The organism is [Leptolyngbya] sp. PCC 7376 (genome assembly GCF_000316605.1).
GTDB lineage: Bacteria > Cyanobacteriota > Cyanobacteriia > Cyanobacteriales > MRBY01 > MRBY01.
In genome coordinates this window covers 4,018,004-4,043,834 of the sequence record NC_019683.1, presented here as the reverse complement: position 1 = coordinate 4,043,834, position 25,831 = coordinate 4,018,004, and the positions used below count along the sequence as shown (strand labels likewise).

Below are 25,831 nucleotides of genomic sequence, written 5' to 3'. Positions count from 1 at the left end.
TCCGTCACATTAGGTGGCGCGACGAATATTAAAGCAACACCATTCATCTTTTTTCCACAAAGCCGCAATTACCCAGCCATGTTGTTCGAGGGTATCGGCGATGGGTTTGATTTGCTCAATTAAAATGCCGCTAAGAATTCCCCAACTCGTGGGCTTGGCGATCGCCGACATTTGAGGAATCAGCTCAATAATAATTTCAGCCAAAATATTACAGACAATGCCATCAAACCCCTCGCTGTACATTGTGAGTAGATGATCTAAACTGCCCTTTGCCACCTTCATCTTATCGGGATCAATGCCATTCAAATCGCGATTACTTTCTGAAGCATCAATCGCCAAAATATCCGTATCCACCCCAAACGTTTGCTGCGCACCGAGTAGTAGAGCGCCAATCGAAAGAATGCCAGACCCACAGCCAATATCTGCAATCACTTGGGTTTCTGGCTTATAGCCCAATCGCATTTCCAGTGCTTCTAGGCAAAGCTGAGTCGTTTGGTGAGTGCCTGTGCCAAAAGCAGCACCAGGATCAAGCTTGAGGATAATACGGTCTGTTTCCGGTGGCTCAATCCACTCTGGACAAATCAGGAAGCGATCGCCAATATCTTGCGGTTCCCAATGGCTTTTCCAGCTGCTCGACCAATCCTCATCATCGAGCATATTCCAATTTACGATGGGACGAGGCAAACCCATCATCAAAGAATCTTGGCGGAGCAGTAAACCCAAGGCCGCCAAATCTAAATAGTCAAATTCTGCTTGAGGGCTATAAGCACGGATGAGAAAAGATTTACCTTTTTTTTCGGAGGCCATCCCTCGACAACCAAAATCATCCAGTCGCCAAAAGATACTTTCCTCCAAACTAGGCTCACATAAAACTTGAAGTTCCCACCAGTTTGTTGACATTGTTAATCGCCCCTGCGTTGAGGAAGAAAGCCAAAAAACATTGACTTTCCCCACTATCCATTCACATTACAACTTAACGGTGTAAGCGTCCCGGATTCCGGTAACTTTCATAATCTCGCTCAAAACACCTTCAGGTAAAGGATCATCCAAACTGAGAACCATCACAGCATCACCTCGAACAATTTTGCGTCCTACCTGCATACTTGCAATGTTGACATTAAAACTGCCCAATAGCGAACCGATCTTACCAATAATGCCCGGTACATCGCGGTGCAATGTAAAGAGCATATAGCCCGTGGGAGGCACATTAATTGGGAAACCATTGATATTAGTAATGCGAATTTCGCCATCACTTAGTAGTGCTCCATTCACAGAGTTTTCACCATCTGCACCAGTAGCTTCAAGATGAATTGCGCCAGTATAATCACGAACTGATTCATCACGGGTTTCAATCACACGGATACCCCGCTCTTTCGCTTCAATTTCAGCATTGACGTAGTTGACACGCTCACGTAATGCAGGCGAAAGTAAGCCCTTGAGAGCTGCGACAACGAGTGGCTTAGCTTCTTTCTCAGCCAAATCTCCCTGTAGGGTGACATTAAGCTTCTCGATACGACCACCAGCCAATTGACCAACCATATTGCCGAGAGTTTCCGCCAACTGGAGATAAGGGCGGAGCTTTTCCATCACATTGGCATTGAGACCTGGAATATTCACGGCGGAACGCGCAGGTAATCCTAGGATGACGTCACGGATTTGTTCAGCAACATCAACAGCAACGTTAACTTGAGCTTCAGCAGTAGAAGCACCAAGGTGAGGTGTGAGGACAATTTCCTCTAAATCACGCAGTTCAGATTCACCAAGAGGCTCTGATTCGAATACATCGAGGGCAGCGCCAGCGAGACGACCCTCACGAATTGCTTTAGCGACAGCTGTTTCGTCAACAACACCACCACGGGAGCAGTTCACAATGCGTGTCGTGGACTTCATCTTCGCTATGGACTCTTCACCGATGAGGTGAGTTGTTTCAGGAGTCTTAGGGACGTGCAAGGTAATATAGTCAGCTTCTCTAAAGAGATAATCGAGATCAACAAGCTGACAACCGATTTGGCCTGCACGCTCTTCGGAAATGAAGGGATCATAAGCAAGGAGCTTCATGCCCATTGCTTTACCAACAGTGGCAACGTGAGCGCCGATTTTACCGAGACCAACAACGCCAAGGGTTTTTTTATAAACTTCTGCGCCAATGAATTTCTTGCGGTTCCACTCTTTTGCTTTAACGGATTGATTCGCGCTCGGAATGTGGCGAGAGAGGGATAGCATCATGGCTAAGGCATGCTCAGCGGCGGCAATAGTATTGCCTTCAGGGGAATTTACTACGATGACACCTTGGCGGGTTGCAGCGGGAATATCTACGTTATCTACACCGACGCCTGCACGTCCAACGATTTTGAGGTTTTTCGCGGCTTCAATCACTTCTTTGGTGACCTTGGTGCCAGAGCGGATCATCAGGGCATCGTATTCGGGAATAATGCCGATGAGTTCTTCGATGGGGAGTCCAACTTTGACGTCTACTTGTGCAACCTGCGAGAGTATTTCAATCCCCGCTTGATCGATGGAATCGGAGACGAGAACTTTAGCCATAACAATTCAAATAAAAATAAATTTTTGCGGTTCAAATGGGTCTAACTATTGGGCGTGATCGCCGGATCGCTCAGCCAAATAGTTAATTTTTTGTGAAGAACAAAGCATCATTTTAGCCCGACTGCTCACAATGAACAGATTTTGTCTCTGAATCTGTAGCACTTTGTTCAAAGTTTGTTAAATTATCGGGCTAAGACTGCGGAGCTTCACCAAACAATCCCGGAGGGGCATTGACTTCTAGCTGCTGTTCGACAAGATCCACAACGGGTACAATTTCCTTCACAAATGGCACTAAATGTTTTTGTTTGTTCGCATCGGTGACTTCTAAAAGATCTTGGCCTGCTGAGTAGATATCACTCACAATTCCCAATTTTTCTTTTGTGTCCACATCTAAGACATTCAGACCAATGAGATCACTGACATGGTATTCACCTTCTTCCAATTCTGGGCGATCGCCTGCCCGCACCAAAATTTCTGCACCTCTTAGCGTTTCCGCGTGATTGCGATCAACGACGTGCTCAAACTTAACCACAAAGATATTTTTTCCAGGAACCCGTCTGCCTCGCTCCAACTCAACGGACTCAGGAGATTGATTCGGCATTCGGAGCCACCGTTGACCCGCCACTTCAAACCGCTCTGGAAAATCAGTGCTGGGATTCACTCGAATCTCACCTTTTAAGCCCTGAGCTGCGACCACTTTCCCGATTACAATCCACTCTTGCTCTGTCACGCTTTACCTTTAATATCTTGAAGTTCAATAAAAATACTGTGCGGCCAAGATTTGTCAAAATCCATGGCTTAATACGATACCTGATTTTTTCGGCACTGTCGTCACGTTACAAAAATCCAAAATAGTTGGGCATTCACTGCAACAAATCCCGAAGCGTTAAAACCCACAGAAATCTTGGCAGATAAGCCTTTGCTCAATAAAGCCTTCATAAAACGTTAGGTAAAAACGCCTAGGAATTGGTTACGCTCAAATCATCGAAATTTCTTTTAATAATTACGTCGAGAGTGCAATTTAGTTCATGCTGATGAGCCTGTTTGATCAATTGTGTGAGTTTTCCCGGAACCATTGCATCGGTATCTGTGGGTGTCTTGTTCCTTTCAATCTCATTTTGAGTTTTTTGACCCTCGTCTATGTTGGACGGGAAATGTCGCCACAGCTCGTCCGAAAAAATGCGATCGCCGTCTATAGTGGCGTAACCTTGATGGTGCTTCATGTGAGCACATGGTTTTTGATTGGTGTGGTTATGATCCCAACTTTTGTATTGCCAGTCTTTGGGGCAACCTGTGTAGCAATCCACCTCTGGGCAACGAAATCTCCCGTAACAATGCGACGTTTTTTGCTGTGGTTGTTACAACCTGTGCTGAATCAAAAACAACGTGCCACAATATAGAGCCGCTAGTTTTTCGATCAATTTTTAGGTATTGATATGAGCGATCAAGAGCCGCAGTCACCGCCAAGCTCAACAGACAAAACGGAGTCCCTTGGTTACCGAATTTGGGACAATGCCAAAATTCTTGGGATCGCTTTAATTATTGCTGTAACAGTGCGTTGGTTTATTGTTGAGCCGCGTTACATTCCTTCTGGTTCGATGTTGCCTACTTTGCAATTGGGTGATCGCGTCGTTGTAGAGAAGGTATCTTATCGCTTCCAGCCGATTGAACAAGGCGACATTGTCGTTTTCCGGACGCCACCACAATTAGAGCTATTCGGCTATGACCCACACCAGGCTTTTATTAAACGGGTGATTGCAGAGCCAGGACAGACGATTGCGGTACATGATGGTGTTGTTTATCTGGATGATGAGCCCCTTGAAGAAGGCTTTATCGCAGCACCGCCGGAGTATGAATTGCAGGCGCTAACAGTGCCACCCAATAACTTTTTTGTGATGGGTGATAATCGCAACAACAGCAATGATTCCCACATTTGGGGATTTGTGCCAGAGCAAAATGTGATCGGCCATGCGATCGCCCGTTTTTGGCCATTGAAGCGTTTTGGACAACTCTCCTAGTCCTCAAAACTTATTCTGTTGTCGTTATATTCCAAACAAAATCTGCGGGCTCAGCATCTTCGACAGGATTATCTGAACTGAGAAAAACGGTTTTCTGCAAACCATTTACATCGGGGATTCGGCGAGCAACTCGGTCAGGAATCCCAAAGTTATTTTCAATGTGGGCTTGACCGACAAAAGTGATGAATTGCTGATCCTGGTGAGCTTGAAGATAATCGGCGATCGCCTCAGCCATTGTTTCATCCCAGAGAATTTGCGCTGCGATGAAATTATCTGGATTTTGAGCTTTGTTGCCATAGTCATTTTCCATATGTACCCGGAAGCTCTCCTCAATCTGCGCCAAATAATCTTCATTTGAGAAATCTAAATCTTCTCGCGCTGGAATGTAGCGATAGTCTTGCCTTTCTAAACTATCCAGACCTTCAATCGCAACCTTATTGGTGATTTCAGAGGGTGTATTGAGAGCCAATAACGGTATTTTGTGAGCCTTTGCAAACCGCAATAACGGTGCGTAATATTCCCAGTCAAATCCCCATCGGCTATCGTATTCGCTTAATTCCTGTAGTTCTAATTCTGTGATTTCGTCCGCTAGATAGCGAGACAAATAAGGCTGAAAAGGCCGCTGAAACATCTCAAAACCCACAGCCAAATTTTGATTATTTATATATAACTTCTTCAGTAGCTCAAACTCTGTTTCATGATCCTCTGGGTAGTCATGAACTTCACCTAGGTAAATCACAGGAGCCTGCTCTAAAGCCCTCAAAATTTTGGTTTGAGAGTCAGTGAATTCTGCGGCAAAAACAGGTGGACTCCAACACAAACAAAAGGCAAGAAAAAGACCGAAAAAACAATGCATTAAACTCACTCTAAAGTTTGCGGGCAAGGGTCAAACCATCGGCGATCGCCAACAAACTGAGGTCAACTCGTTTGTCATGGTGGAGAGCCTCATTAAACTCGTGAATGACAGGCGTACGCTTATCGTCATCATCTGGATCTGCCACTCGTCCAGACCACAGAACATTATCAATAGCAATCACGCCACCAGTTCGCAATAGGGTCAAAGACTTTTCAAAGTAGTTAATGTAATTACGTTTGTCAGCATCAATAAACGAAAAATCAAACGTTCCTGCTTCACCGTTTGCAATTAGCTTATCCAAAGTGTCCAGGGCATCCGCTAAGCGCAACTCGATTTTGTGGGCAACCCCAGCCTTCTGCCAATATTCTCGGGCAATTTTTGTACAGTCTGGATTGCGATCACAGGCCACAACTTTGCCGTCCTCTGGCATCGCTAAAGCCGCCACTAACGAGCTGTAGCCAGTAAACACCCCAATATCGAGGGTCTTTTTTGCACCCATCAATTGCAGGAGCCAAATCATAAACTGCCCTTGATCCGGCGAAATTTGCATATTCGCAGCTCGCTGCGTCGCAGTAAATTGCCGTAACTCTGTAAGGACAGGATGCTCCCGCAGCGAATTATCGAGGAGATATTGATACAGTTCTGGCGTGAGGTTAAGGGTTTTATTCATCGGTTCCCTTAGGAATCTTCAGCCAGTAAAAATTTGTAGCCCAAGTAGCCAGCAAAGAGCAACACAGCAACGACAATGGCAGACATGAGGAGTTTGAGAACGGTGCTCAAAATTGCTAGTCCCAAGATCAAAGCGACGGCGATCGCCCCGACTTTCGCGACGGTGCCCAGTTTATTAAATGTTTCTGCCAAAGGCTTTAAGAAATTAGCACTGCCTTCTGAAGAAAACTCTTGTGCTACTGTCGACGCTGCATCATTAAGGTCTGATTCCATCTTTTCAAGCTTGCGCCGCATCTCATCCGAATTACTCATAAATAAATGCCCGAACTTCTACAATCACAACGGTATTTTCTTGATGGTAACTAAAATCCTTAAGCTTCGTGCATGACAAAATACTCCCAATTTGGGATTCATCCTTTACAATTTGTTATAAACTAGTGCAAATCTAAACAGGAGCCGTTTCCTTATGTTACGACTTGAGCATATCCGCAAAATTTATCCCACAGGCGAGGTTCTCAAGGATGTTAACTGGGAAGTAAAGGCTGGAGAACGTGTTGGCTTAGTTGGCGTCAACGGTGCAGGCAAATCAACTCAGATGAAAATCATCATGGGTGAGATCGAAGCCACTGATGGCGAAATCATCCGTCCTGCAGACCTGAGGATTGCGCACCTCACCCAAGAATTTGATGTTGTCCCCACTCGCACTGTACGCGAAGAAATGTGGACAGTCTTTGTCGAAGCGAATGCCGCACAGGAAGAAATTAACGAGATTCAGCACAAGATGGCTGAGCCTGATGCGGATCTTGATGACCTAATTAATAAGCTTGATCGTGCCCAGCGGAAATTTGAAGCCCTTGATGGCTATCGTTTAGAGTCGAATATCGAAAAAATTCTTCCCGAAGTCGGCTTTGAAATCGAGGACGGCGATCGCCTAGTGAGTTCCTTTAGTGGCGGTTGGCAGATGCGGATCAGTTTAGGCAAAATTTTGCTGCAAGACCCCGACATTTTGCTGCTGGACGAGCCGACAAACCACCTCGACCTTGAAACCATTGAGTGGCTAGAGAATTATCTACGCGGTTTAACGACACCGATGGTAATTATTTCCCATGATCGGGAATTCCTTGACCGTCTCTGCACCAAAATTGTAGAAACAGAGCGCGGGGTTTCGACGACCTACCTCGGCAACTACTCTCAATATCTCCTCCAGAAAGAAGAAAACAAAAACGCTCAGCAATCCGCCTTTGAACGTCAGCAGAAGGAAATTGCAAAACAGCAAGAATTTGTCGAAAAATTCCGTGCCAGCGCCACCCGTAGTACCCAAGCTAAAAGTAGAGAAAAGCAGCTCGAAAAAATTGAACGAGTGGAAGCAGTCGTCAGTGATGTACGTACTCTTCGCTTTAAATTCCCTCCTGCTCCTAGAGGTGGGGAGGAAGTCGCAACAATTAGCGATCTCACCCATTCCTACAACGATAAAATCCTTTTCCTTGGCGCGAATCTCCAAATCGAGCGCGGTGATCGCATAGCCTTCCTAGGCCCCAATGGTTGTGGTAAATCGACTTTATTGCGCTTTATCACTGGCAGCGAAGAACCGGAAGATGGCTCTGCTAAATTCGGTGCTCACAATATTCTTCCCGGCTACTTTGAGCAGAACCAAGCTGAAGCTCTAGACCTCACCAAAACAGTAATGGATACTATTCACGACGAAGTGCCCGACTGGGAAAACCGTGAAGTGCGCACCCTACTCGGCCAGTTTTTGTTTAGTGGCGACACAGTATTCAAAAAAGTTGGCTCCCTCAGTGGTGGTGAAAAAGCCCGTTTAGCTCTCGCGAAAATGCTTCTTGCTCCGGCGAATTTCCTGATTCTCGATGAGCCAACAAATCACCTTGATATTCCAGCAAAGGAAATGCTCGAAGGGTCTCTCAAAGAATATGACGGCACGATGGCAATCGTTTCCCACGACCGATATTTCATTTCCCAAGTCGCCAACAAAATTGTTGAAGTCCGAGACGGTGAACTCGTTGTTTACAATGGTGATTATCATTATTATTTAGAGAAAATCGAACAAGAAAAAGCGGCGGAAAAAGCTCGCATTAAAGCAGAACAGGATGCTAAGAAAAAAGCAGCGAAAAAAGCAAAAAATGAGGCAAAGAAAGCAGCTAAAAAGAAAAAAGTCAAAGTATAAATGTAGTATCTACCTAACCTAGCTTGTAACTTTTTTCTTCTAAATATTTTTTAAAAGTCTCTTGGATAACCGAGAGATTTTTTTCTACTTCTGGCAAAAGGTCAACTTTTCTTGGGCTAATATTTTTAGAAAAATCTATCTTCTGATCTATATTCAAGTTCAAAAAATCCAAGATATCTTGAACTCTCTGATTTGGATTAGAACAAAATTCTTCATAAGTTAGTTCAAAATAGTCATGCTTATCTAACTTTCCAATATCTTCTAGATAAGCTGTTGAAGATTCGATAGATTGACTTAAGGCTCGCTTAACTCCTAAATCAAAAAAGTTAGAATACATCATCCGATAGAAAGCACGACGTAGTGGATTTTTAAATATTTCAGAATACCGTTTTGAAATTAGTGCAGTATAAGGACTCCAAACTGAAAGGGTTTGTCTTATTGCCTTAAGCTTTGAGTTGATAACATGACTAGGATTACGGTGAATGAAAATAAATTTTGCATCAGGAAACTGCTGCTTAATAAAAAGAAAATGGGGATTGCACCAAGGATTTTTCAACAGTAAATAATTTGCTTGAAGCTGAATATATTGAGATTTTTGACAAATTTCTTCCATAAAAGAAATATTCTCTTGATTAATAAATCTTTCATAGCCAGCATTTGACAAAATAAATCCATACTCTTCTGGTAACGTCGGTGTAACCTCAACTTTATCAAAAACGCGATCGCCTATACCAAGCTGCTGAAATTTTTGGGTAAGCTTCTCGATTTCTGAATCTGTGGTACCTTGTTCAAAATCGTCAATTATTTCAGTGAATCTGATAATTTGATAAGCATTAATATAAGCAAATAAATTTGTTTTGACTAAGGTTTGATATAAGAGAGTTGTTCCAGAACGATGATCACCCATGATGAATACAGGTTTAAATATTTGTTGTTCAAATTTTCTGGAAATGAGATCAGTGCTAGTCATTAATATTTACAGGAGATTTAATGGGAACTCTTAACACATAATTAAACTATACTGTTGTGTAAATAACTTATCTCATAGAACTTCGAGGTAAGACTTGTCTTCTCTACTAAATAAATAATCTTCATGCATATTGGATTATATTGTCCTGCTGAGACTGGGCATTTAAATACAATGTTGCCGATTGGTGAGGCACTTAAACAAAAGGGACATCAAATTACATTTATCGGTGTCGAAGATGCCCAAGATAAAGTAGAGGCTGCTGACCTGGATTTTTGTGCTGTAGGTATCGACGACTTTCCTAAAGGTAGTGCCGAAATAATGTTTGCAGAGCTGGGTGAACTAGAAGGAATTTTGGCTCTTCTATACACCATTGATTTTTTTAAGAAGCTCACAGAAATTGTTCTAAAAGATGCTGTAGATGTTTGTAAGGAACTAAAGTTAGACGGTTTAGTTGTCGATCAGTCGACTGTTGAGGGGTCAGCGATCGCCGACTATTTAGATGTTCCCTATGTAACGGTTTGTAGCGCGTTACCTTTTAATCAAGAGAAAGGCATTCCGCCTGTTTTTAGCACGTGGGAATATCGCGATATATGGTGGGCAAAACTAAGAAATCAATCGGTTCATTTGTTAGGATCATTCATTGGTAAATCAGTACAAAAACCAGCTAGAGACTTCCGTAAAAAATACAATTTATCAAATCCCAAAAACTTTGATTCTCCCCTAGCAATTCTTTGTCAAGAGCCGGCAGGTTTGGAGTTCCCACGTCAAAAGCTAGCAGAGCACTTTCATTTCACTGGCCCTTACCATACGACTAGTAGCCGTGAAAATATTGACTTTCCTTGGGATAAATTAACAGGTCAACCTCTAATTTATGCCTCGATGGGAACGCTGCAAAATCGATTAGATAATGTCTTTCAAATGATTGCAACAGCCTGCAAAGATCTTGATGCTCAATTGGTGATTTCTCTGGGCGGCGCATCAAATCCAGAAGATATTCCACCACTCAAAGGTAATCCATTGGTTGTGCGTTATGCACCACAGATTGAACTTTTACAAAAAGCTACTTTGACGATTACCCACGCAGGTATGAATACAACTCTAGAGTCCTTGACCTATGGTGTTCCTTTAGTAGCGATTCCAGTTACAAATGACCAACCCGGAATTGCGGCACGAATTGCATGGTCTGGAGTTGGGCAATTCATCGATGTAAAAAAGCTATCATCACAAAAATTACAGACAATAATTCAACAAGTTTTAACCACACCCTCCTACCGTAAAAATGCCCAGCGATTACAAACTCAAATTCAATCTGCTGGTGGTGTTAATAAAGCAGCTGAGATTATTGAAAAAGCATTAACAACAAAACAACCAGTTATCAATTATTAACGATGAAGCAATTTATTCAGGCAGGAGATTATCAAGCTGCTTATACTGCGGTAGGAAATGGTAAGCCACTTATCTTATTACATGGTTTTTTTGGCAACTCATCGACATTAAGTCAGTTGGCAGAAAATCTTCAGTCAAAATTTCAATGTTTTAGCTTGGAGTTACTTGGTTTTGGTGATTCTGCTAAACCTAAAATCAACTATTTAATTGATGATCAGGTTGACTTTGTAAAAGGCTTTGCAGAAGCTCTCAATTTGAATGATTTTTATCTTGTTGGTTATTCTTATGGAGCCTGGGTTGCTTCAGCTTATGCTATTCGCTATCAATCAACGTTGAAATCTTTGGGTTTAATAGCCCCTGCGGGGATTCGTGATGATAGCTTTGCTGGGAATTATGATCATCTTAAGCCTCTGCTCTGGAAAACAAAATTAGTTGATCTGACGATCACCCTCTATAAACCATTTGCTTATCTGCGAGGTGATAAATCAGGCTATAAAAAAATTGCCCAAGCCCGCCACGCTCTAATGACTCAGCCAGCTGCCGCCGCGATGCTTAAAAGCCGCCTCAATCCTGAAGATGCAGTGGACACTGTTGAAAAAGACATTTACAAAATAGCCCTCAAAACAATTGTTATTGCGGCAGAAAATGACAGTACTATTCCCCATTGGCATAGCGAAACCTACGCTGGAAAAATTCCCCACACTGAATTTCAAGTTATTGCCGATGCAGACCACGACTTTGTTGAAACTCATGCAAAAGAAATTTCAATTTTTCTCCACAACTTTCTTATGAAATCTGCTCTAGAACAAACCATGACGCCGCATGATTAATTCGCCCAAACATTGTTACTTTTGCTGGCGCATTAAGACCACTTAACCACTGATGAATTTCTGGGTTCAGTGTAATAAGTCGAAACCCACCTTGATTATTATCTAACTGCACAAAATAAAGGCGATCACCTACTTTCTCGATAGTGCCCATATATTCTTTTGCTTGCGATGTTAAAGATGATTGAAAATCACTGCAAGGACAAATTCCAGTTTGGGGATATTGGTCAGGATTATCTAAGTAAAATCGTTGCCATTTAAGCCATTCAGAATGCTCTAAGGGTAAATTATAAAACGGTATAACTGCAGCAGGTGCAGATGTGTCTGTGAGTAATTTTTCTTGAAGTTCTCGCACCGAAATATTCCGAGGAGAACAGTTATTTTGAATTGCTAAGGCCGCAGTTTGTCCGGCAGCTTGCCCTGTATTCATCACTAACGGTTGTAATCGTGTTGCCCCATTCGCCATATGGGACACCGCAATGTTTTTTTCACAAGCAATTAACCCTTCAGTTTCTGCTGGAATTAGCACAGAAAATGGCAATGTAAAAGGTGTGCCAGTGACTCGTCCTCCCCAAGTAATTGATTTAGGGAATAGGGGAAATTTAAAACCAGGATAATGATGATCATTCGGATAATTTCCAATGGCGATCACCGTGACTATTCCCTTATCATCTATGGGTAACAAAGCAACATCACCATCAGGTAAAAGTTGTTTTTCGATAAACGTTTCTGTACCAATAATGCGGCGGCTTTCTCGGAAATAAGGCATTAATGCAAAACTGCCTTCTCCTAAATCATGAGGAAAAATCTCTTTTGCCAATCCATATTTACCATTGGATTCTCGATAAATATGGTCTGCAAAAGCAAAACTGTGGGCTTGGGCATCTTTATAGAAATCTTGGCGGGTAGTGGGGTCCAATAATCGATTAGCATCTAAGCCATAATCATTGCCATCAATCGGCCAATTCAGCATAAATTTACCGCCAGGCAACCCACCATAATTCATAAATAAGTCAAGATCGCCCTCTTTCCAAGCACCTTTGAATTTGGTGTAATCGCGATAATCAACAGGAGGTTTTGCACCGTTTTCTTGCATATAAAACACCCATGTCGGTGACTGAACCGGATAGGTTTCGGTCATTTTATTGGGTTGCTTTACAACGCTGGGTTCATCCATGGTGATCCCCTCATCCCAGTCCCAACCCCAACGGTGGGGCAGATCTCCCAATGCAAGAATATCTCCCAACTCTGTGCCGTCGATAATAATATCTGCGTGAATTTCGTACTTTCCAAAACGAACTCCAGTGAGGCGATCGCCCTGTTTTTTTACCTCAAGGGGAACCTGACCAGAAATCCAAGTTAAATTCTTTTCTGTCTTCACCCATTCCGCAAAAATTTCAGCACCCAAACATGGATCAAAGGTGAACATACTGACCCAACTATGATCGAGACCCTCTTTTTGGCGTTTTTGTAACTCCCGCAGAAAAGTGCCCCATAGACCTGTTTGCCAAGGAAGTAGCTCATTGCCATCCGGTGCAGCAACTCCAGCTGCTGTTAACATCCCGCCCAACCACTGAAATTCACTCACAAGGATTGTCTCAACACCATTCCGCGCACATTGCAGAGCTGCCGCTGTACCACCAGTACCACCACCAACCACCAAAACCTTTGTCTGAAGCGTTTCCATCCTGCCATCTCCGCAACGAATCGCCCTTGATTTTAGCGAGATTTCGGTACACCATCAGCGTGATAAAAGAAAATATCAACCAAAACTTATCTCCATAATGGAACAGTCATCACCCAAAGTGGAACCATAATTCAGATGATTAATTTGTTGAAATAATGACTTTAATGTTGCTGGTTTCGATTGCATATAAGTCAAAATCAAATCTTTCCAATTTTCTAACCCAAACATTTCTTGGTGCTTATCTACAAAAAATTCATACACACCATCACTATAAATAAATAAATGACTATCTAATGGCACTTCCACTGATGCTGCCTCAAAAGGAAAATCAGAAAACAACCCGACTGCAATATTATCAGTACTTAATTCTTTAATTTGGTGCTCTTCATTATCTTCGTCAGCAACAATTAATAGCCCTTGAGGATGACCTGCAGAAGCATATTTCAAGACACGAGTTGAATGATTGTAGATGCCATACCACATTGAAAAATAATCATCACCACTCTCACTCATTTGGAATAAACGATTTAAAGCAGTGAGTACAATTTCTGGCTCATAAAAATCAATATTAGAGTAGCCTTGCCGTCGCAAAATATTCAAAATTGAGACTGATAGTAATGCAGGTTTAACACCATGGCCAGCAACATCCAGCACATAAAACATCAAATTATCTGAATCGAGCCAAGTATAGTCAAATACATCCCCACCAAGAGCATTTGAAGGTTGAAATAAAGTATCAATCTGTACCGAACAATGTTGTGATTCTTGAGCCTCAGGCTGTGGTAGTAACGACTCGACATAACGAGCAGCTTGATTTAATTCCCGTTGTAATAAATCATTCTTTTTCTTTAATTCTTGTTCTGCTTCTTTGCGTTTGAGATACTGTCCTAATTGCTTTCCTAAAATTTCTAATACCATCGAAAAAGTATCGTCCATTTTATTTTTTTTGTCGTTCCAAAATACCATTAGACCCAGAGTTTGTGTACCATGACTAACCACGCACTGTTGAACACAGCGCCACCGGTCAAAAGGAGGGTGGGAAGATTTGTTTTTTGATGCAGCAACTGCTTGCTCTGCTCTGATTTCTTCGATATATGACGTAATATCATGGACACTTTGCATCCAGTCTTTGAGGTAAAACTTAATAGATGAACCAGAAAAATCATTATAGGCATCATTTCTTAAATGCCAATAAGTGGAGCTACTTAATTCTTGGCTACTTTCGTCTAATGACCAATACTCAGCAAAAGGAGTTTCTGAGTTACCACTGATTACTTGCAAAACACGACGAATTGCCAAATCAATATCTTCGGAATGGGAAAGAATTCGATTAACGGTATATTCTAGACGGCGATATTTTTCGCTTAAGGCTCTTTCTGTAATGTCGTAAAGTCTGCCAGCAATTCTGATTAGTTCACCTGTTTGTGGATCAGCATTACCACAAATTTGTACTTCGACCCACCGAATCTCTTTCTGTTTTGTAATGAATCGCGTTGTGTATCTGAAACACTGATCTTTGTTTTTGCTAGTGAGTTGAATTTTTGCTGTGTTGCGCTTGTGTTCAATGGGGTGGATAAAGTTCAGAATTTGCGCGCCAATTGTTTCGATGGGACTGTAGCCCATAATGTCGTACCAAATGGGATTGATGAAGATGATTTCTCCATCTGGTGTGAGCTGAAATAAAACTTCCTGAAGACTGGTAACAAGGGAACGATATTTTTCTTCGCTATTTCGCAGTTCTTGCATGGCGTGGAGAGACTTCAGCATGCAACGCATCCGACCGAGGAGTACGGAGGGATGGATCGGTTTTGTAATGTAATCACTCGCCCCAGCTTGGAAGGCTTTATTGACGGATTCGGTATCTTCGAGGGAGGTCACCATCAAAATAGGAATGTCTTCGCCACCGGGAAGTTGCCTGATCGTGCGGCAGCATTCAAAGCCATCAACCTCTGGCATAAGGCCATCTACTAAAACCAATGAAGGCGATCGCTCTTTAAATAAAGCAATACCTTCTGCGCCATTTTCGGCTTCTGAGACTCGGTAGTTTGCTTGTTTTAGAACATGTCGCAAGAATGTTCTTGAGAGACGAACATCGTCAATGATTAAAACTTCAGGTGAAGAATCAGGCATCGGTAGAGGAGAAATACTCACATTTGGGAAGATTATTCACGGAGGATATTTACTGGTAACACCAGTTTTATAGTCAAATCAGATAGGGACATTTTCTCAAATCTCTCTATTTCTACTTGTATCCAGAAAAAGAAGTTTGTTTTCAGGAGTATTTCAATCATTTTTTCTTTCTGAGATATTTCATTTTTTTCGCTAAGATTTTATGGCATCATAGCAGATAAAAAAATCGGAGAAAGTCGTTTATCTACAGTAGCAAAAAGTAGAAAAAAAGATATTCTTAAAGTGTAGAGAAAAATATAGCATCGTAGAAAATGCTTAATATTCAAGAGAATACTCAATGATTTGGCGTAAAAAATAAAGAAGAGTATCAGAATAAGAAAATCCTGATTTTAAAAGAGTATTTTTGTAAACTATAGATATTCAGTTTGAGTTTTTTTAGAGTTCATGCAAGATGAAGATTTTGAAGGGCCACCAACAGTTTGGGTCGTTGGCACGGTCATTGCAGGTGTGTTATCTGGCATTGGATTAGTGATGGTCTTGGAATACTTCAGCGATCGCCTTTCACCAGATCAAAGTTGTTTATCTGGGCAATGTGGACTTGAAGTTGTCGTAGAAAATCCTTCCACACAAGTTCATTTAAAAACTGATGTTTAAAGAAATACCGTTATAAATTCTTTTTCTAGTGATTTATTGCGTCATATTTATTCAAGCTTTTAATTAAAAGATTGCATGTCTTTACTTAGTATTAGTCGTCGATGGAAAAAGTTTTGTTCTTGGATCGCAGTTGGTTTATTTCTTTCTTGTTGGCTTAGTTTTATTCAGGTTTCTCCAGCACCAGCCCAAACGCCAGCAACAATGTGTGGAGCGATCGCCCAGCCATTGACACCAGAGGAACAAAACTATGCTCAGTCCGCATGGAATTATTTTGTGGATAATGTGCAGCCAGAGACAGGATTATCTAATTCTGCGGGAGGTTACCCTTCTGGCACGTTATGGGATTTGGGAAATTATTTAACGGCGATGAATGCAGCTCTTTGGATGGGATTGATTGACCACGGGGAATTTGATAGCCGCTTAAACCAGTTCCTAACGAGTTTGTCGGAGTTACGACTATTTGAAGATACGTTGCCAAATAAGGTCTATAACAGCGCAACAAAAGAAATTGTTGACTATGGCAATAATCCTATCGAGCGAGGTATTGGTTGGTCGGCTCTCGATATCGGACGTATTTTGGCGGCGTTCCATATTATTCGCACTTGTCATCCGCAATATTCAGATTGGATGGCGGGGATTGTTGCGAGTTGGAATATTTCGGCTTCCCTCGAAAATGACATGCTTTACGGCGCAACGGTTTTACCCGATGGCTCAACGTTAAAAGTCCAGGAAGGACGTCTCGGCTATGAGGAATATGCAGCGCGTGGTTATGCCCTCTGGGGATTTAATGCACCGGCGGCGATCGCCTATGATCCGTTCAAATTTGTCGATATTTATGGTCTACAGATTCCAGTAGATCAGAGAGATTATTTCGAGACCAATGCAAATAATTATGTCGTCAGTGAATCCTATATTTTGGATGCAATTGAATTCGGATTACAGGGCGATCAAGCGGAATATGCTCGCCGGGTTTTTGAAGCACAGAAGCGACGCTATGAAGATACAGGTCTTTTGACGGCAGTGTCTGAGGATAATATCAATCAGCCGCCTTATTTTCTTTACAGCACGGTTTATTCTAATGGCGAACCTTGGGCTGTAATCACTGAGAGTAACGAGTTACACCCGGAGCTACGGACGTTAAGTTCTAAGTCGGCATTTGGTTGGCATTATGTTTATCCTGATGATCCTTATGCTCAGCAAATTTTCGACCATGTCAAAGACACAACCAATTCCGGGCGTGGCTATTATGCAGGAATTTATGAGTCGGGATTGTACGATCCGCAGCCCCCTCTTAACGATATTTTGACGGGCAACACGAATGGCCTAATTCTCGAAATTTTGTATTACAAGGCGCGGGGTTATCAGCCCATGCTCGGAGAAAATAGTGCCCCTCAATCCACGGCGATCGCCACCCCTACTCCAGCAGTTAGCCAAAGTATAGATTTACCGCCACCTCCCACAACTCAGGCCAATAATTCTCCCGAAGCAATAGATTCACCTCCTCTAGTCGCTTCTACTCAACAAGTCTCTGCCTCCAATGATTCAGGCATAGAGGTTGCGGCCATTGATCCTGTGGATGCTGCAAAATCCAGTAGCTGTCCCCTTCCGAAAAAAAAAATTAGTGTTACCGATGCTCGATATGCGGCGATCGCCTGGCAATATTTTGATGCCAATTATGAACAGACAGGGTTAGTGCCAGATCGAAGCGATCTTGATGGTTCAACAGTGTGGGGAATCGGTGATTATTTGGCTGCCCTCCATGCGGCACGGACTCTGAACGTGATTTCCCCAAAAACCTTTGATGAGCGAGTGCGACATCTTTTGGGTGCTTTGCAGGAAATGGAGCTATTTGCTGGGGAGTTGCCCTACCGCGCTTACAACACTCTTACCCTCGAACCAATTGATTATGGTGGCAATTCGGATCGCGAAAATAATGGTTGGTCAGGCTTAGATATCGGTCGTCTCTTGGCATCACTTCATGTCCTGAAAACCTGTCATCCCGAGTATGAAGAGGCTATTGACCAATTGGTTTTAGATTGGTCATATCTCCGGGTTGTCCGTGATGGCAAAATTTCAAATGCGACTTTAGCAAAAAATAGTCGAGGTAGACATCAAATTCAGGTACAGCCAGCCCAGATTCTCGGCTATGAAGAATATGCCGCACGGGGATTTCAGCTATGGGGATTTGATGCGCAACGATCATCCATTAGCGGTGAATATGTCACAAAAAAAATTTCTGACGAAAAAATTCCGGTTGAGCGATCGCAATTAGAACAACGTCAGCAAGATGAACAGCTCAACACTATTAGCACCCCGTTTATTTTGTATGGCTTGGAATTTGGATTTGATCCCCAAAGCCGCAATTTAATCGAAAGTATTTATCGAGCCGAAGCCAAACGCTATGAGCAAACTGGTATATTCAGCGCTTCTGGAACCACGCTTATTCAAAATGAACCCTACATCGTGCACAGTACCCTTGTGGCCGATGGGGAGCCTTGGGCCGCAGTTGACGATGATGGCAATCTAGTGGAACAAGGTCGTGTGGTTAGTACGGCGATCGCCTTTGCCTACCAAACGCTATTTGCGGGCGATGATTATGGTCAAGAACTATGGCAAGCAACTCTCGATTTATATAATCCAATTTTGGGCTATTACGAAGGCTTTTATGAAAATACTGGCCAACGGACTTTTGGGCTAACGAGCAGTACCAATAGCCTTATTTTGCAAGCATTACTGCACAAAAATATTGGCCGCCAACCGATTATTCAGCCCCACGAAACGCTCAGTAGCCCTTGGTGGAAAGCGATTCGAGACGGCGATCGTGATGGCTTAGGATTACCTACCCAACGAACCCCAGCTATTGAACTTAAACGTTCTGCGGAAAATCAATATTGGGATCTCAAAGCGAATGAGACTCAAGCAAATAACAGTTTTACAAATACTGTGGCTGTAGTGAATCAACCACAAGACAAACAAGATACTCTGATGGTTTCGGAAATGCCTTCTAATCTCTCTAAGGCGATCGCCCTTCTCCCCCACATTGCGACAACCAAACCCTCAGCCGCGGCTCAAAAAAAAACACTTAATCAAATTGCACTCCCGTTGACGAGCATTGAACAGATACCCGATGCCCAAGATCAAATTGCTGCCAAACAAGCATGGCAATACATTGCTAATAATTGGCAGGGCAATACCGGGCTGGTGAATTCTGTTGATAACTATGATTGGACGACATGGTGGGATCAAGGCAGCGCTATTTTTGGTCTTCATGCCGCCTATCAATTGGGCTTGATTGGGCAGCAGGATTTCCAAATAAAACTAATTACCCTCCTCAATACCCTCGAAACTCTGCCATTACCCAAAACGAATTTACCGAATAAGGCATACAGCACTACCACAGCTCAGATGCGTACTCTCAGTAATAAGTCCGATCCAGGTGGGCGGAGTGGTTGGTCAGTGCTGGATTTATCTCGATATCTCCTTGCCCTCCAAACCCTGAAAACTCACTACCCAGAATTTGGCGATCGCCTAGATAAAATTATTGCCCGCTACGATCTAAGTCAACTGGAAAAAGATGGTTGGTTACAGGGGAGCGGTTGGGGAAAAAATGGCTTGCAATATTGGCAGGAAGGTCGTTTAGGCTATGAGCAATATGCAGCTGAAAGTCTTCAAAAATCGGGAATTACTGCCACCAATGCATTGCATCATTCGCCAACCAAAACAGTCCGCGTTGAAAACATTGCACTAGAAGTGGATCAGCGCAATAGAAAATCCTCTGGCGCAAGTAATTATCTCGTTAACGATCCCTATACACTCTGGGGCATGGAAATAGGCTGGACAGACCAAGCCCAAACTCAAATTCGAGCCTTGCTACAAGCTCAAAAGAATCGTGCCGAACGCACCGGATTTCTCACAGCAATTAATGAAGATTCACTAGACCGCAAGCCTTATTTTCTCTATTACAGTGCCTATGCCGATGGTGAACCTTGGTCAATTAAAACTGTCAGCGGAAAATCCCATCCCGAATTACGGTTTCTCAGCACAAAAGCTGCTTTTGCCCTCGCTAGTTTGTTTCCTGAAGATGATTATTGTCAACAACTGCTCCGCACGGCCCAAACCTTAGGCGATCACCAGAAAGGTTTTTTCGCTGGGAAATATGAAAATGAAAAATTAGGGATAAACCATTCCCTGAATATCAATACCAACGCCATCATCCTCGAAAGCCTGCTCTACAAACTCAAAGGCAGCCCCATCAGCAATCCCAACTAACCCCAAGCACCATGAATTTTTTCAAATACATTTCTCGTAAATCATTAATATCCCTTTGTCTTGGTAGTCTCAGTTTCAATACCCTAATCGCCTGTACCCAAACGCCAGCACCGATAGCTCTCCAAGAAGAAGAAGAAGTAAGTCCTGTCGCTGCTGAAGAGACCGAGTTGAGTAATGCTATTTGTGGCGATTTGCAAAGCCCACTCACTCAGAAAGAACAAGTATATGCAACGGCGGCTTGGCAATATTTCGTCAATAACTACCAATCAGAAACAGGTTTCACCAATGCGGCAGATCAATTTCCGTCAGGGACTCTCTGGGACCAAGGCAACTACCTGATGGCCCTGAATGCCGTGCGATGGTTCGGCATGATTGACCAAGCAACCTTTGATGTCCAACTGAATCAATTTCTAAATACCCTTGGTGAGCTTCCCCTTGTTGACAATGCCTTACCGAATAAGGTTTACAACAGCGCTACCGCAGAGATGGTGGACTATGGCAATCAACCAACGACTGAAGGGATTGGATGGTCAGCCTTAGACTTGGGGCGACTACTGACATCGCTACATATTATTCGCTCCTGCCATCCCCAATATGAAGACTGGATTTCTGGGATTATTTCCAGTTGGCAACTGCCTCGTTCTATTAAAGATGGTCAGCTCTATGGCGCGGCGATCACCGAAGATGGCAGCATCACATTACTCCAAGAAGGACGGCTCGGTTATGAAGAATATGCGGCACGCGGCTATGAACTCTGGGGCTTTCAGGTAGAGGAGGCGATCGCCCTCGAACCGATGGAGATGGTAACCATATCCGGCATTGAAATTCCTGTGGATAGCCGCGATTACGAAAGCACGAATGCCAATAACTACGTCGTGAGTGAGTCCTATATCCTTGAAGCGATCGAATTCGGTTGGGATGAAACCATGGCACAACATGCAGAATCTCTATTTCAAGCCCAAGAAAATCGCTATCAAGAAACCGGCTTTTTAACTGCTGTATCCGAAGACAATATAGATCAAGCTCCGCATTTTCTCTACAGTACTCTGTTTGCCAACGGTGAACCTTGGGCAGTGATTACCGAAGACAACGAACCTTACCCGCAACTCCGTACCCTCAGCACAAAAGCTGCTTTTGGTTGGTATTACCTATTCCCTAAAAAAACATACTCTCTCGAACTCATTAAAGCGACCCAAAATTTGCAAGACCCCAATGGTGATGGATTTTATGCTGGTATTTATGAGGAAACAGGCAATATCAATACTATTTTGACAGGCAATACCAACGGTTTAATCCTCGAAATCCTTTATTACAAAGCTCTTGGTAACCAATCCATACTGCAACGTCTCAACACCGCTCAAACTCCAAAGGAATCAGAAAGCTAAAACTTGGCACGCAATTGACTACTCCAAGTCCGGTCATTAAAAATGCTGTTGCCTCCTTCGCCGGGGATATTGCTGAAGTTGTATCCGAGATCCCACTCCACATTGTCACTAACCTTTGTGGTGCATTTACCGTTGTAGCCATAGGCAAAAGTCCATTCCCCTTCGGAATGTTGTTGACCAGCAGAGGCCGCGGCTCGACAGGATAACCAATCAAAAATGTCTTTTTCCCAAACAATTTCGCCATTAGCGACCAAAAAATCTAAGGGGGAAAAATAACCACTCACTGATTCATTGTCTTCTCGGTATCGCCAATTAAATAGATTGGCTGCGACCTTAAATTCACCACGGGTATGCTCTAGGCGGCTAAAGGATTGTTGCTCATGATTGCCATCGTTATAGCGACCCCAGCGCACCAAACTAAAAAAAGTTGTATCGGGAGAGATTTGCCAGAATAAATTGGGGCCGTAACGCCAAGATTTGATTTCATTCTGGATGGTTTCCGCGTTGAATTTATAGGGGCTATGCTCGATATGGAACGATAATTTCGCTTTTTTGCCGATGGGGACACTAGTCTGGGCACGAAAATTTAGGGCGAGAGGCACTTCATCAAACCAGTCAATGCCACCACCAATGCTTGTTGCTAAACCAGCAATTTCTCCTTCCCAGTCCAGTTTAAAGGGAATATTTTGAACAGAATTTATCTCCGGCTGCTGAAATTGGTTCAAGCCACTTGTAATGCTCAGGCGATCGCCATTCGGTAGAATGCCAGTAACAGTCGGCTCAATAAACTGATTATCTTGCCCAAAATTGCTCACATTATCTTTAAAGTCCACCGTGACTGATTCTGGCTTCCATAGTGGCACTGTAGGAGTTTCAGACTCTTGATCAAGTTCAAGCTCTGGGGCGATCGTCGGTTCCTCTTCCACCTCTATTTCAACGGGCTGCTCCCGTAAACCTGGATTCAAATTTTGAGGCGCTGCCAAATAAAAAAAACGTTCTCGACTAACCCTCCGAACCTGAGCCTGAGCCATTCCCCCATCAACCAAGTCATACATCACAAAAAACATTAATCCAACGACTAAATATCTCAGCGTACTCCCTTGCATTTGGCTCATAAATAGATATCTCTTTGAGGGTGTATATCACCCTTGATATTTGAAATCAGTAACCCATTTTTGTCTAAAAAATCAATTTCAATTTCTAACAAAATCAGAGTAGAGATTCGAAAAAAGACAACAATTAATATATTCCTAGTACAAGTTACATACACCTAAAATATCCGGTTTCAGTAGAGAAGAAGCGAAACAAGAAAGATAAGATCCACCAGAAACAATCCCCCTAACCCAACCAGCACATAAATCACCAGATAGTGAACCTCTGTTCATTCTATGAGCACCCTAGAACCACAACTTTCTCTGAAAAATAAAACCGTTACCCTACGCGATCGCACATTGCTCTTACGCTATATGGTGATCGTTAACCTCATTATCGGGGTGTGGTACCTACATTGGCGCTGGACAGACTCATTAAACATGCAGGCATTATGGTTTGCTGTGCCCCTCATTTGCGCAGAAACCTATATGTTTTTTGGGGGAGTGATGTTTTTCTACTCCCTGTGGCGGCCCATTAAGCGCACCACGAAAAGCTTAGCCGCCTTAACCCCAAGCTTTCCGACAGAAAACTATCCCACCGTTGATATTTTCATCACCTGCTACAACGAACCAGCAGATATGGTTGAGCTCACCGCTAGAGCTGCCCTAAAAATGGACTATCCTTCCGAAAAATTGCGGGTGTATATCCTTGATGATGGCAACTCTCCTGAAATGAGAGACATGACCGCAACCTTGTGTCTCGAAGATCTAAAAACACCAGCTGTAAAGAATGCTGCTGAACATATCAACCAACAAAAATATCGATGTGAAACTCGTATTAATCAACTCAGAATCCTCAAAAAAGATTTAGTAGAAGTAGAAGGATTTATAGATTCCTATCAACTGAGCATCCCAAGCAAAAAACAAGAATTAGCCTATGTCATGGACTGGCTTAATCAGCTTCGCCCAAACAAAGTTTCAGAAAAGACTTGGATTATTTGTCAAACTATTCTTGGAGAAGGTTTAGATAATGCCATTACCCATGCCCATAAATATCTATCACCAGATCAAAAAATAGACCTCGAGTTTTCTCTTTTTAACCATGCCTTTATCCTAAAAATTTGGGATCAAGGAAGCTTTTTTGATCTAGAGGCTCATCTCCAAAACTTGAAAGAAGAAGTTGATGTCGAGGCTGAACATGGACGAGGTCTTGGCATTATTCGTCAGCTCGTCGATTATTTTTCATATGTGCGCACTGATAATGAACAGAATTGCTTAGTTTTAATTAAAAAATTTGAGTCAGAAACTATTTCTACTGAGCGAGATCGCATTGCTCAAAACCAAGGATATATTCATAGCCTGAGGGAATTACTGTTACTTAGCAATCCAAACCATCACACGACAACCGATATCTGTAACAGCGAAATTCAACAATTAGAAAAACAAGTCAATAACTATACTCAACGATTAATTGACTTGCCTCGATGTCGTTACATCGCTCGAAAAAAGCCAAAAGGTCGTCCCCACCATGCGAAAGCAGGCAATATTAACCATGCTATTTTTAGTGGTGAAACCCATGGTGAACTCGTTTTAACTTTAGATGCAGACCATATTCCGCAAACTAAGTTTTTACAGCGTGTTATCCCAAATTTTTATCGCTTCAATGTTGATCGAGGTCATTATGAATTAAACAAAGTGGCATTCGTCCAAACTCCTCAAGCTTTTTCTAACCTTCCATCTGACGATCCATTTGGTCATAATGCTCGTGTTTTTTATGGGCCAATCCAACAAGGAAAAGATGGCATGAACTCTGCCTTTTATACAGGGACTAATGCAGTACTGAGACGAGAAGCATTGATTCGTATGGGTTTGCAACATTTTGCAGATGACTATGCTGCTGATGAACGAAAGTTAGAAGAGTTTGAAATGATTGGGGGACTATCGAGTATTAGTATCACTGAAGATATGAATACAGCTATGCGCCTCCACTCCAAAGGATGGTATTCGATCTACCATGATGAAGTGTTAGCAGAGGGTTTAGCTCCGGATGATCTGAGTTCGACTTTGCAGCAAAAACTGCGCTGGGCTCAGGGAACAATCCAAGTACTTTTGCGAGATAATCCTCTGTTTAAAACAGGCTTAAGCTTCAGCCAGCGCGTGCAGTATTTTCAGACGATGTATAGCTATTTTGCTGGTTTTTTCGTTTTGGTATTGCTTCTTTGTCCGTTGGTTTCACTAACCACAGGCTTAATTCCAGTAAATACGTTTGGTATAGATTTTGCGTGGCATTTCGTCCCAGCCTACATTTTGAATCGTATTACCTTCTGGCTAGCCAGTTGGGGGATTCCTTGGCGTGAACTCTGGCGTAATGAACAGTATGCGATCGCCCTCTTCCCATTACAGATCCAAGCAGTGACCAGTGTCTTTACTGGCAAATCTCTGAAATTCAAAGTCACACCAAAACAACGGCAATCTGGTGTTTATTTCAGACTTATTCCTGTTCAGATTTTATTCTTTATCGCCACAATTTTGGCTTTGATCTGGGGAGGGATTCAAGTATTCATAAGCACTAAATTATCAAGCTCAACCTACCTTATTAATACAGTATGGTGCATTTATCATTTAGCTTTATTGTGGAGTGTAATTAGAGCTGCTTATTGGCAACCAAAAAATAATAATTGATATTCTCAATTTGCTTCCATAATAAAATTATTTCAAGCAATTCTTCTCATCATCACAAAAAAATCTTATGTCTAAAAAAATTACGATTGTTGAACCTCAAGGCGTTCTCGACGGCCTCACTACAAATGAATTAAGGCAGCAGATTATTGATATTCTTCAGGGGCCAGTTGATGTCATCTTGGTTGATCTAAACAAAATTACATTTATGAATAGCTCGGGAATTGGCGCATTCGTTGCAATCTTAAAGCTTGTCCGTGCTGGAGAGAAAGAACTATATTTATGTTCTTTAACTGAGCAAGTACAAATGATTTTAGAGCTAACAAAGATGGATCGTGTTTTTACCATTTTTGCAACCCGGGATGATTTTAATGCAGCGATTTTAGAGTCTTCGCCATCTTAAAGATATTTTGTACTTGGAAACCCGAAGACTCAATGTTGAGTCCTCGGATTTTATTCTGAACTAAATTATCTTTTTGGTTGC

General features: G+C 42.6%; 20 protein-coding genes. 10 read left to right on the top strand and 10 right to left on the bottom strand.

Translation table 11 applies throughout. From position 1 onward, the window contains the following. Positions 1–9: 9 nt before the first annotated feature. The 3 genes from prmA to rimM all read right to left on the bottom strand — a co-directional run bounded on the left by prmA (position 10) and on the right by rimM (position 3,274). Positions 10–900, bottom strand: a complete 891-nt coding sequence (prmA, locus tag LEPTO7376_RS18170; RefSeq protein ID WP_015135565.1) for a 50S ribosomal protein L11 methyltransferase — start codon at positions 898–900, stop codon at positions 10–12. 66 nt (positions 901–966) lie between these two features. Next, entirely contained in the window at positions 967–2,544 is a 1,578-nt protein-coding gene (serA, locus tag LEPTO7376_RS18165) for a phosphoglycerate dehydrogenase (RefSeq protein WP_015135564.1), read from the bottom strand. Positions 2,545–2,734: 190 nt separating this feature from the next. Beyond that, complete coding sequence (rimM, locus tag LEPTO7376_RS18160; RefSeq protein WP_015135563.1) at positions 2,735–3,274, bottom strand: ribosome maturation factor RimM; 540 nt, start codon at positions 3,272–3,274, stop codon at positions 2,735–2,737. A 304-nt stretch (positions 3,275–3,578) separates the two neighbouring features. Between rimM and LEPTO7376_RS18155 the strand changes: the two genes are divergently transcribed. Beyond that, positions 3,579–3,944 (top strand): hypothetical protein, encoded by a 366-nt coding sequence (locus tag LEPTO7376_RS18155; protein ID WP_160148506.1) that lies wholly within the window; start codon positions 3,579–3,581, stop codon positions 3,942–3,944. Positions 3,945–3,980: 36 nt separating this feature from the next. Then, the gene (gene lepB / locus LEPTO7376_RS18150; RefSeq protein WP_015135561.1) at positions 3,981–4,562 is read left to right on the top strand and encodes a signal peptidase I; all 582 of its coding nucleotides are present in this window, start codon (positions 3,981–3,983) and stop codon (positions 4,560–4,562) included. Positions 4,563–4,572: 10 nt separating this feature from the next. Here lepB and LEPTO7376_RS18145 read toward each other — a convergent pair whose 3' ends face one another. Genes LEPTO7376_RS18145 through LEPTO7376_RS18135 form a run of 3 tightly spaced genes read right to left on the bottom strand, consistent with a single transcriptional unit; the run spans position 4,573 to position 6,399 of the window. Then, positions 4,573–5,418, bottom strand: coding sequence for a ChaN family lipoprotein (locus LEPTO7376_RS18145; RefSeq protein WP_015135560.1), 846 nt, complete (start codon positions 5,416–5,418; stop codon positions 4,573–4,575). 10 nt (positions 5,419–5,428) lie between these two features. After that, positions 5,429–6,088, bottom strand: a complete 660-nt coding sequence (locus LEPTO7376_RS18140) for a class I SAM-dependent methyltransferase (RefSeq protein ID WP_015135559.1) — start codon at positions 6,086–6,088, stop codon at positions 5,429–5,431. Between the two features lie 8 nt (positions 6,089–6,096). Further along, positions 6,097–6,399 (bottom strand): hypothetical protein, encoded by a 303-nt coding sequence (locus LEPTO7376_RS18135; RefSeq protein ID WP_015135558.1) that lies wholly within the window; start codon positions 6,397–6,399, stop codon positions 6,097–6,099. A gap of 154 nt (positions 6,400–6,553) precedes the next feature. Here LEPTO7376_RS18135 and LEPTO7376_RS18130 point away from each other — a divergent pair, with 154 nt between their 5' ends. Then, a complete protein-coding gene (locus LEPTO7376_RS18130; protein WP_015135557.1) occupies positions 6,554–8,269 on the top strand; it encodes an ABC-F family ATP-binding cassette domain-containing protein in 1,716 nt (571 codons plus the stop codon). A gap of 13 nt (positions 8,270–8,282) precedes the next feature. On the opposite strand, the gene LEPTO7376_RS18125 is transcribed toward LEPTO7376_RS18130, so the two are convergent. After that, complete coding sequence (locus LEPTO7376_RS18125) at positions 8,283–9,239, bottom strand: sulfotransferase (RefSeq protein WP_015135556.1); 957 nt, start codon at positions 9,237–9,239, stop codon at positions 8,283–8,285. Positions 9,240–9,362: 123 nt separating this feature from the next. Here LEPTO7376_RS18125 and LEPTO7376_RS18120 point away from each other — a divergent pair, with 123 nt between their 5' ends. Both LEPTO7376_RS18120 and LEPTO7376_RS18115 read left to right on the top strand, forming a co-directional pair. Continuing rightward, complete coding sequence (locus LEPTO7376_RS18120; protein WP_015135555.1) at positions 9,363–10,625, top strand: glycosyltransferase; 1,263 nt, start codon at positions 9,363–9,365, stop codon at positions 10,623–10,625. A 2-nt stretch (positions 10,626–10,627) separates the two neighbouring features. After that, complete coding sequence (locus LEPTO7376_RS18115) at positions 10,628–11,455, top strand: alpha/beta fold hydrolase (protein ID WP_015135554.1); 828 nt, start codon at positions 10,628–10,630, stop codon at positions 11,453–11,455. On the opposite strand, the gene LEPTO7376_RS18110 is transcribed toward LEPTO7376_RS18115, so the two are convergent. Further along, entirely contained in the window at positions 11,412–13,139 is a 1,728-nt protein-coding gene (locus tag LEPTO7376_RS18110) for an FAD-dependent oxidoreductase (RefSeq protein WP_015135553.1), read from the bottom strand. The two genes, LEPTO7376_RS18115 and LEPTO7376_RS18110, sit on opposite strands and share 44 nt — an antisense overlap. A 75-nt stretch (positions 13,140–13,214) precedes the next feature. Continuing rightward, positions 13,215–15,269: a SpoIIE family protein phosphatase gene (locus tag LEPTO7376_RS18105; protein ID WP_015135552.1), complete on the bottom strand. Its 2,055-nt coding sequence runs from the start codon at positions 15,267–15,269 to the stop codon at positions 13,215–13,217. A gap of 444 nt (positions 15,270–15,713) precedes the next feature. Between LEPTO7376_RS18105 and LEPTO7376_RS18100 the strand changes: the two genes are divergently transcribed. The 3 genes from LEPTO7376_RS18100 (at position 15,714) to LEPTO7376_RS18090 (ending at position 21,577) form a co-directional block, all read left to right on the top strand. Continuing rightward, positions 15,714–15,923: a hypothetical protein gene (locus LEPTO7376_RS18100; protein ID WP_015135551.1), complete on the top strand. Its 210-nt coding sequence runs from the start codon at positions 15,714–15,716 to the stop codon at positions 15,921–15,923. A 75-nt stretch (positions 15,924–15,998) separates the two neighbouring features. Next, entirely contained in the window at positions 15,999–20,192 is a 4,194-nt protein-coding gene (locus LEPTO7376_RS18095) for a DUF3131 domain-containing protein (RefSeq protein ID WP_015135550.1), read from the top strand. An 11-nt stretch (positions 20,193–20,203) separates the two neighbouring features. Continuing rightward, entirely contained in the window at positions 20,204–21,577 is a 1,374-nt protein-coding gene (locus LEPTO7376_RS18090; RefSeq protein ID WP_015135549.1) for a DUF3131 domain-containing protein, read from the top strand. Here LEPTO7376_RS18090 and LEPTO7376_RS18085 read toward each other — a convergent pair. After that, positions 21,574–22,692 carry a hypothetical protein gene (locus tag LEPTO7376_RS18085; protein WP_015135548.1) on the bottom strand — a complete coding sequence of 373 codons (1,119 nt, stop codon included), beginning with the start codon at positions 22,690–22,692 and terminating at the stop codon, positions 21,574–21,576. The two genes, LEPTO7376_RS18090 and LEPTO7376_RS18085, sit on opposite strands and share 4 nt — an antisense overlap. 273 nt (positions 22,693–22,965) lie before the next feature. Between LEPTO7376_RS18085 and LEPTO7376_RS18080 the strand changes: the two genes are divergently transcribed. Continuing rightward, entirely contained in the window at positions 22,966–25,350 is a 2,385-nt protein-coding gene (locus LEPTO7376_RS18080; RefSeq protein ID WP_015135547.1) for a glycosyltransferase family 2 protein, read from the top strand. A 67-nt stretch (positions 25,351–25,417) separates the two neighbouring features. Beyond that, positions 25,418–25,750 carry an STAS domain-containing protein gene (locus LEPTO7376_RS18075; RefSeq protein ID WP_015135546.1) on the top strand — a complete coding sequence of 111 codons (333 nt, stop codon included), beginning with the start codon at positions 25,418–25,420 and terminating at the stop codon, positions 25,748–25,750. Positions 25,751–25,831 lie beyond the last annotated feature (81 nt).

Excerpts from the sequence above, each read along its gene's own strand:
- LEPTO7376_RS18090 (WP_015135549.1), top strand. The coding sequence starts at position 20,204 with ATGAATTTTTTCAAATACATTTCTCGTAAATCATTAATATCCCTTTGT.
- prmA (WP_015135565.1), bottom strand. The coding sequence starts at position 900 with ATGTCAACAAACTGGTGGGAACTTCAAGTTTTATGTGAGCCTAGTTTG.
- LEPTO7376_RS18140 (WP_015135559.1), bottom strand. The coding sequence starts at position 6,088 with ATGAATAAAACCCTTAACCTCACGCCAGAACTGTATCAATATCTCCTC.
- LEPTO7376_RS18145 (WP_015135560.1), bottom strand. The coding sequence starts at position 5,418 with ATGCATTGTTTTTTCGGTCTTTTTCTTGCCTTTTGTTTGTGTTGGAGT.
- LEPTO7376_RS18100 (WP_015135551.1), top strand. The coding sequence starts at position 15,714 with ATGCAAGATGAAGATTTTGAAGGGCCACCAACAGTTTGGGTCGTTGGC.
- LEPTO7376_RS18095 (WP_015135550.1), top strand. The coding sequence starts at position 15,999 with ATGTCTTTACTTAGTATTAGTCGTCGATGGAAAAAGTTTTGTTCTTGG.
- LEPTO7376_RS18135 (WP_015135558.1), bottom strand. The coding sequence starts at position 6,399 with ATGAGTAATTCGGATGAGATGCGGCGCAAGCTTGAAAAGATGGAATCA.
- LEPTO7376_RS18155 (WP_160148506.1), top strand. The coding sequence starts at position 3,579 with ATGAGCCTGTTTGATCAATTGTGTGAGTTTTCCCGGAACCATTGCATC.
- LEPTO7376_RS18075 (WP_015135546.1), top strand. The coding sequence starts at position 25,418 with ATGTCTAAAAAAATTACGATTGTTGAACCTCAAGGCGTTCTCGACGGC.
- LEPTO7376_RS18130 (WP_015135557.1), top strand. The coding sequence starts at position 6,554 with ATGTTACGACTTGAGCATATCCGCAAAATTTATCCCACAGGCGAGGTT.
- LEPTO7376_RS18125 (WP_015135556.1), bottom strand. The coding sequence starts at position 9,239 with ATGACTAGCACTGATCTCATTTCCAGAAAATTTGAACAACAAATATTT.
- LEPTO7376_RS18085 (WP_015135548.1), bottom strand. The coding sequence starts at position 22,692 with ATGAGCCAAATGCAAGGGAGTACGCTGAGATATTTAGTCGTTGGATTA.
- LEPTO7376_RS18080 (WP_015135547.1), top strand. The coding sequence starts at position 22,966 with ATGAGCACCCTAGAACCACAACTTTCTCTGAAAAATAAAACCGTTACC.
- LEPTO7376_RS18115 (WP_015135554.1), top strand. The coding sequence starts at position 10,628 with ATGAAGCAATTTATTCAGGCAGGAGATTATCAAGCTGCTTATACTGCG.
- lepB (WP_015135561.1), top strand. The coding sequence starts at position 3,981 with ATGAGCGATCAAGAGCCGCAGTCACCGCCAAGCTCAACAGACAAAACG.
- LEPTO7376_RS18105 (WP_015135552.1), bottom strand. The coding sequence starts at position 15,269 with ATGCCTGATTCTTCACCTGAAGTTTTAATCATTGACGATGTTCGTCTC.
- serA (WP_015135564.1), bottom strand. The coding sequence starts at position 2,544 with ATGGCTAAAGTTCTCGTCTCCGATTCCATCGATCAAGCGGGGATTGAA.
- LEPTO7376_RS18110 (WP_015135553.1), bottom strand. The coding sequence starts at position 13,139 with ATGGAAACGCTTCAGACAAAGGTTTTGGTGGTTGGTGGTGGTACTGGT.
- LEPTO7376_RS18120 (WP_015135555.1), top strand. The coding sequence starts at position 9,363 with ATGCATATTGGATTATATTGTCCTGCTGAGACTGGGCATTTAAATACA.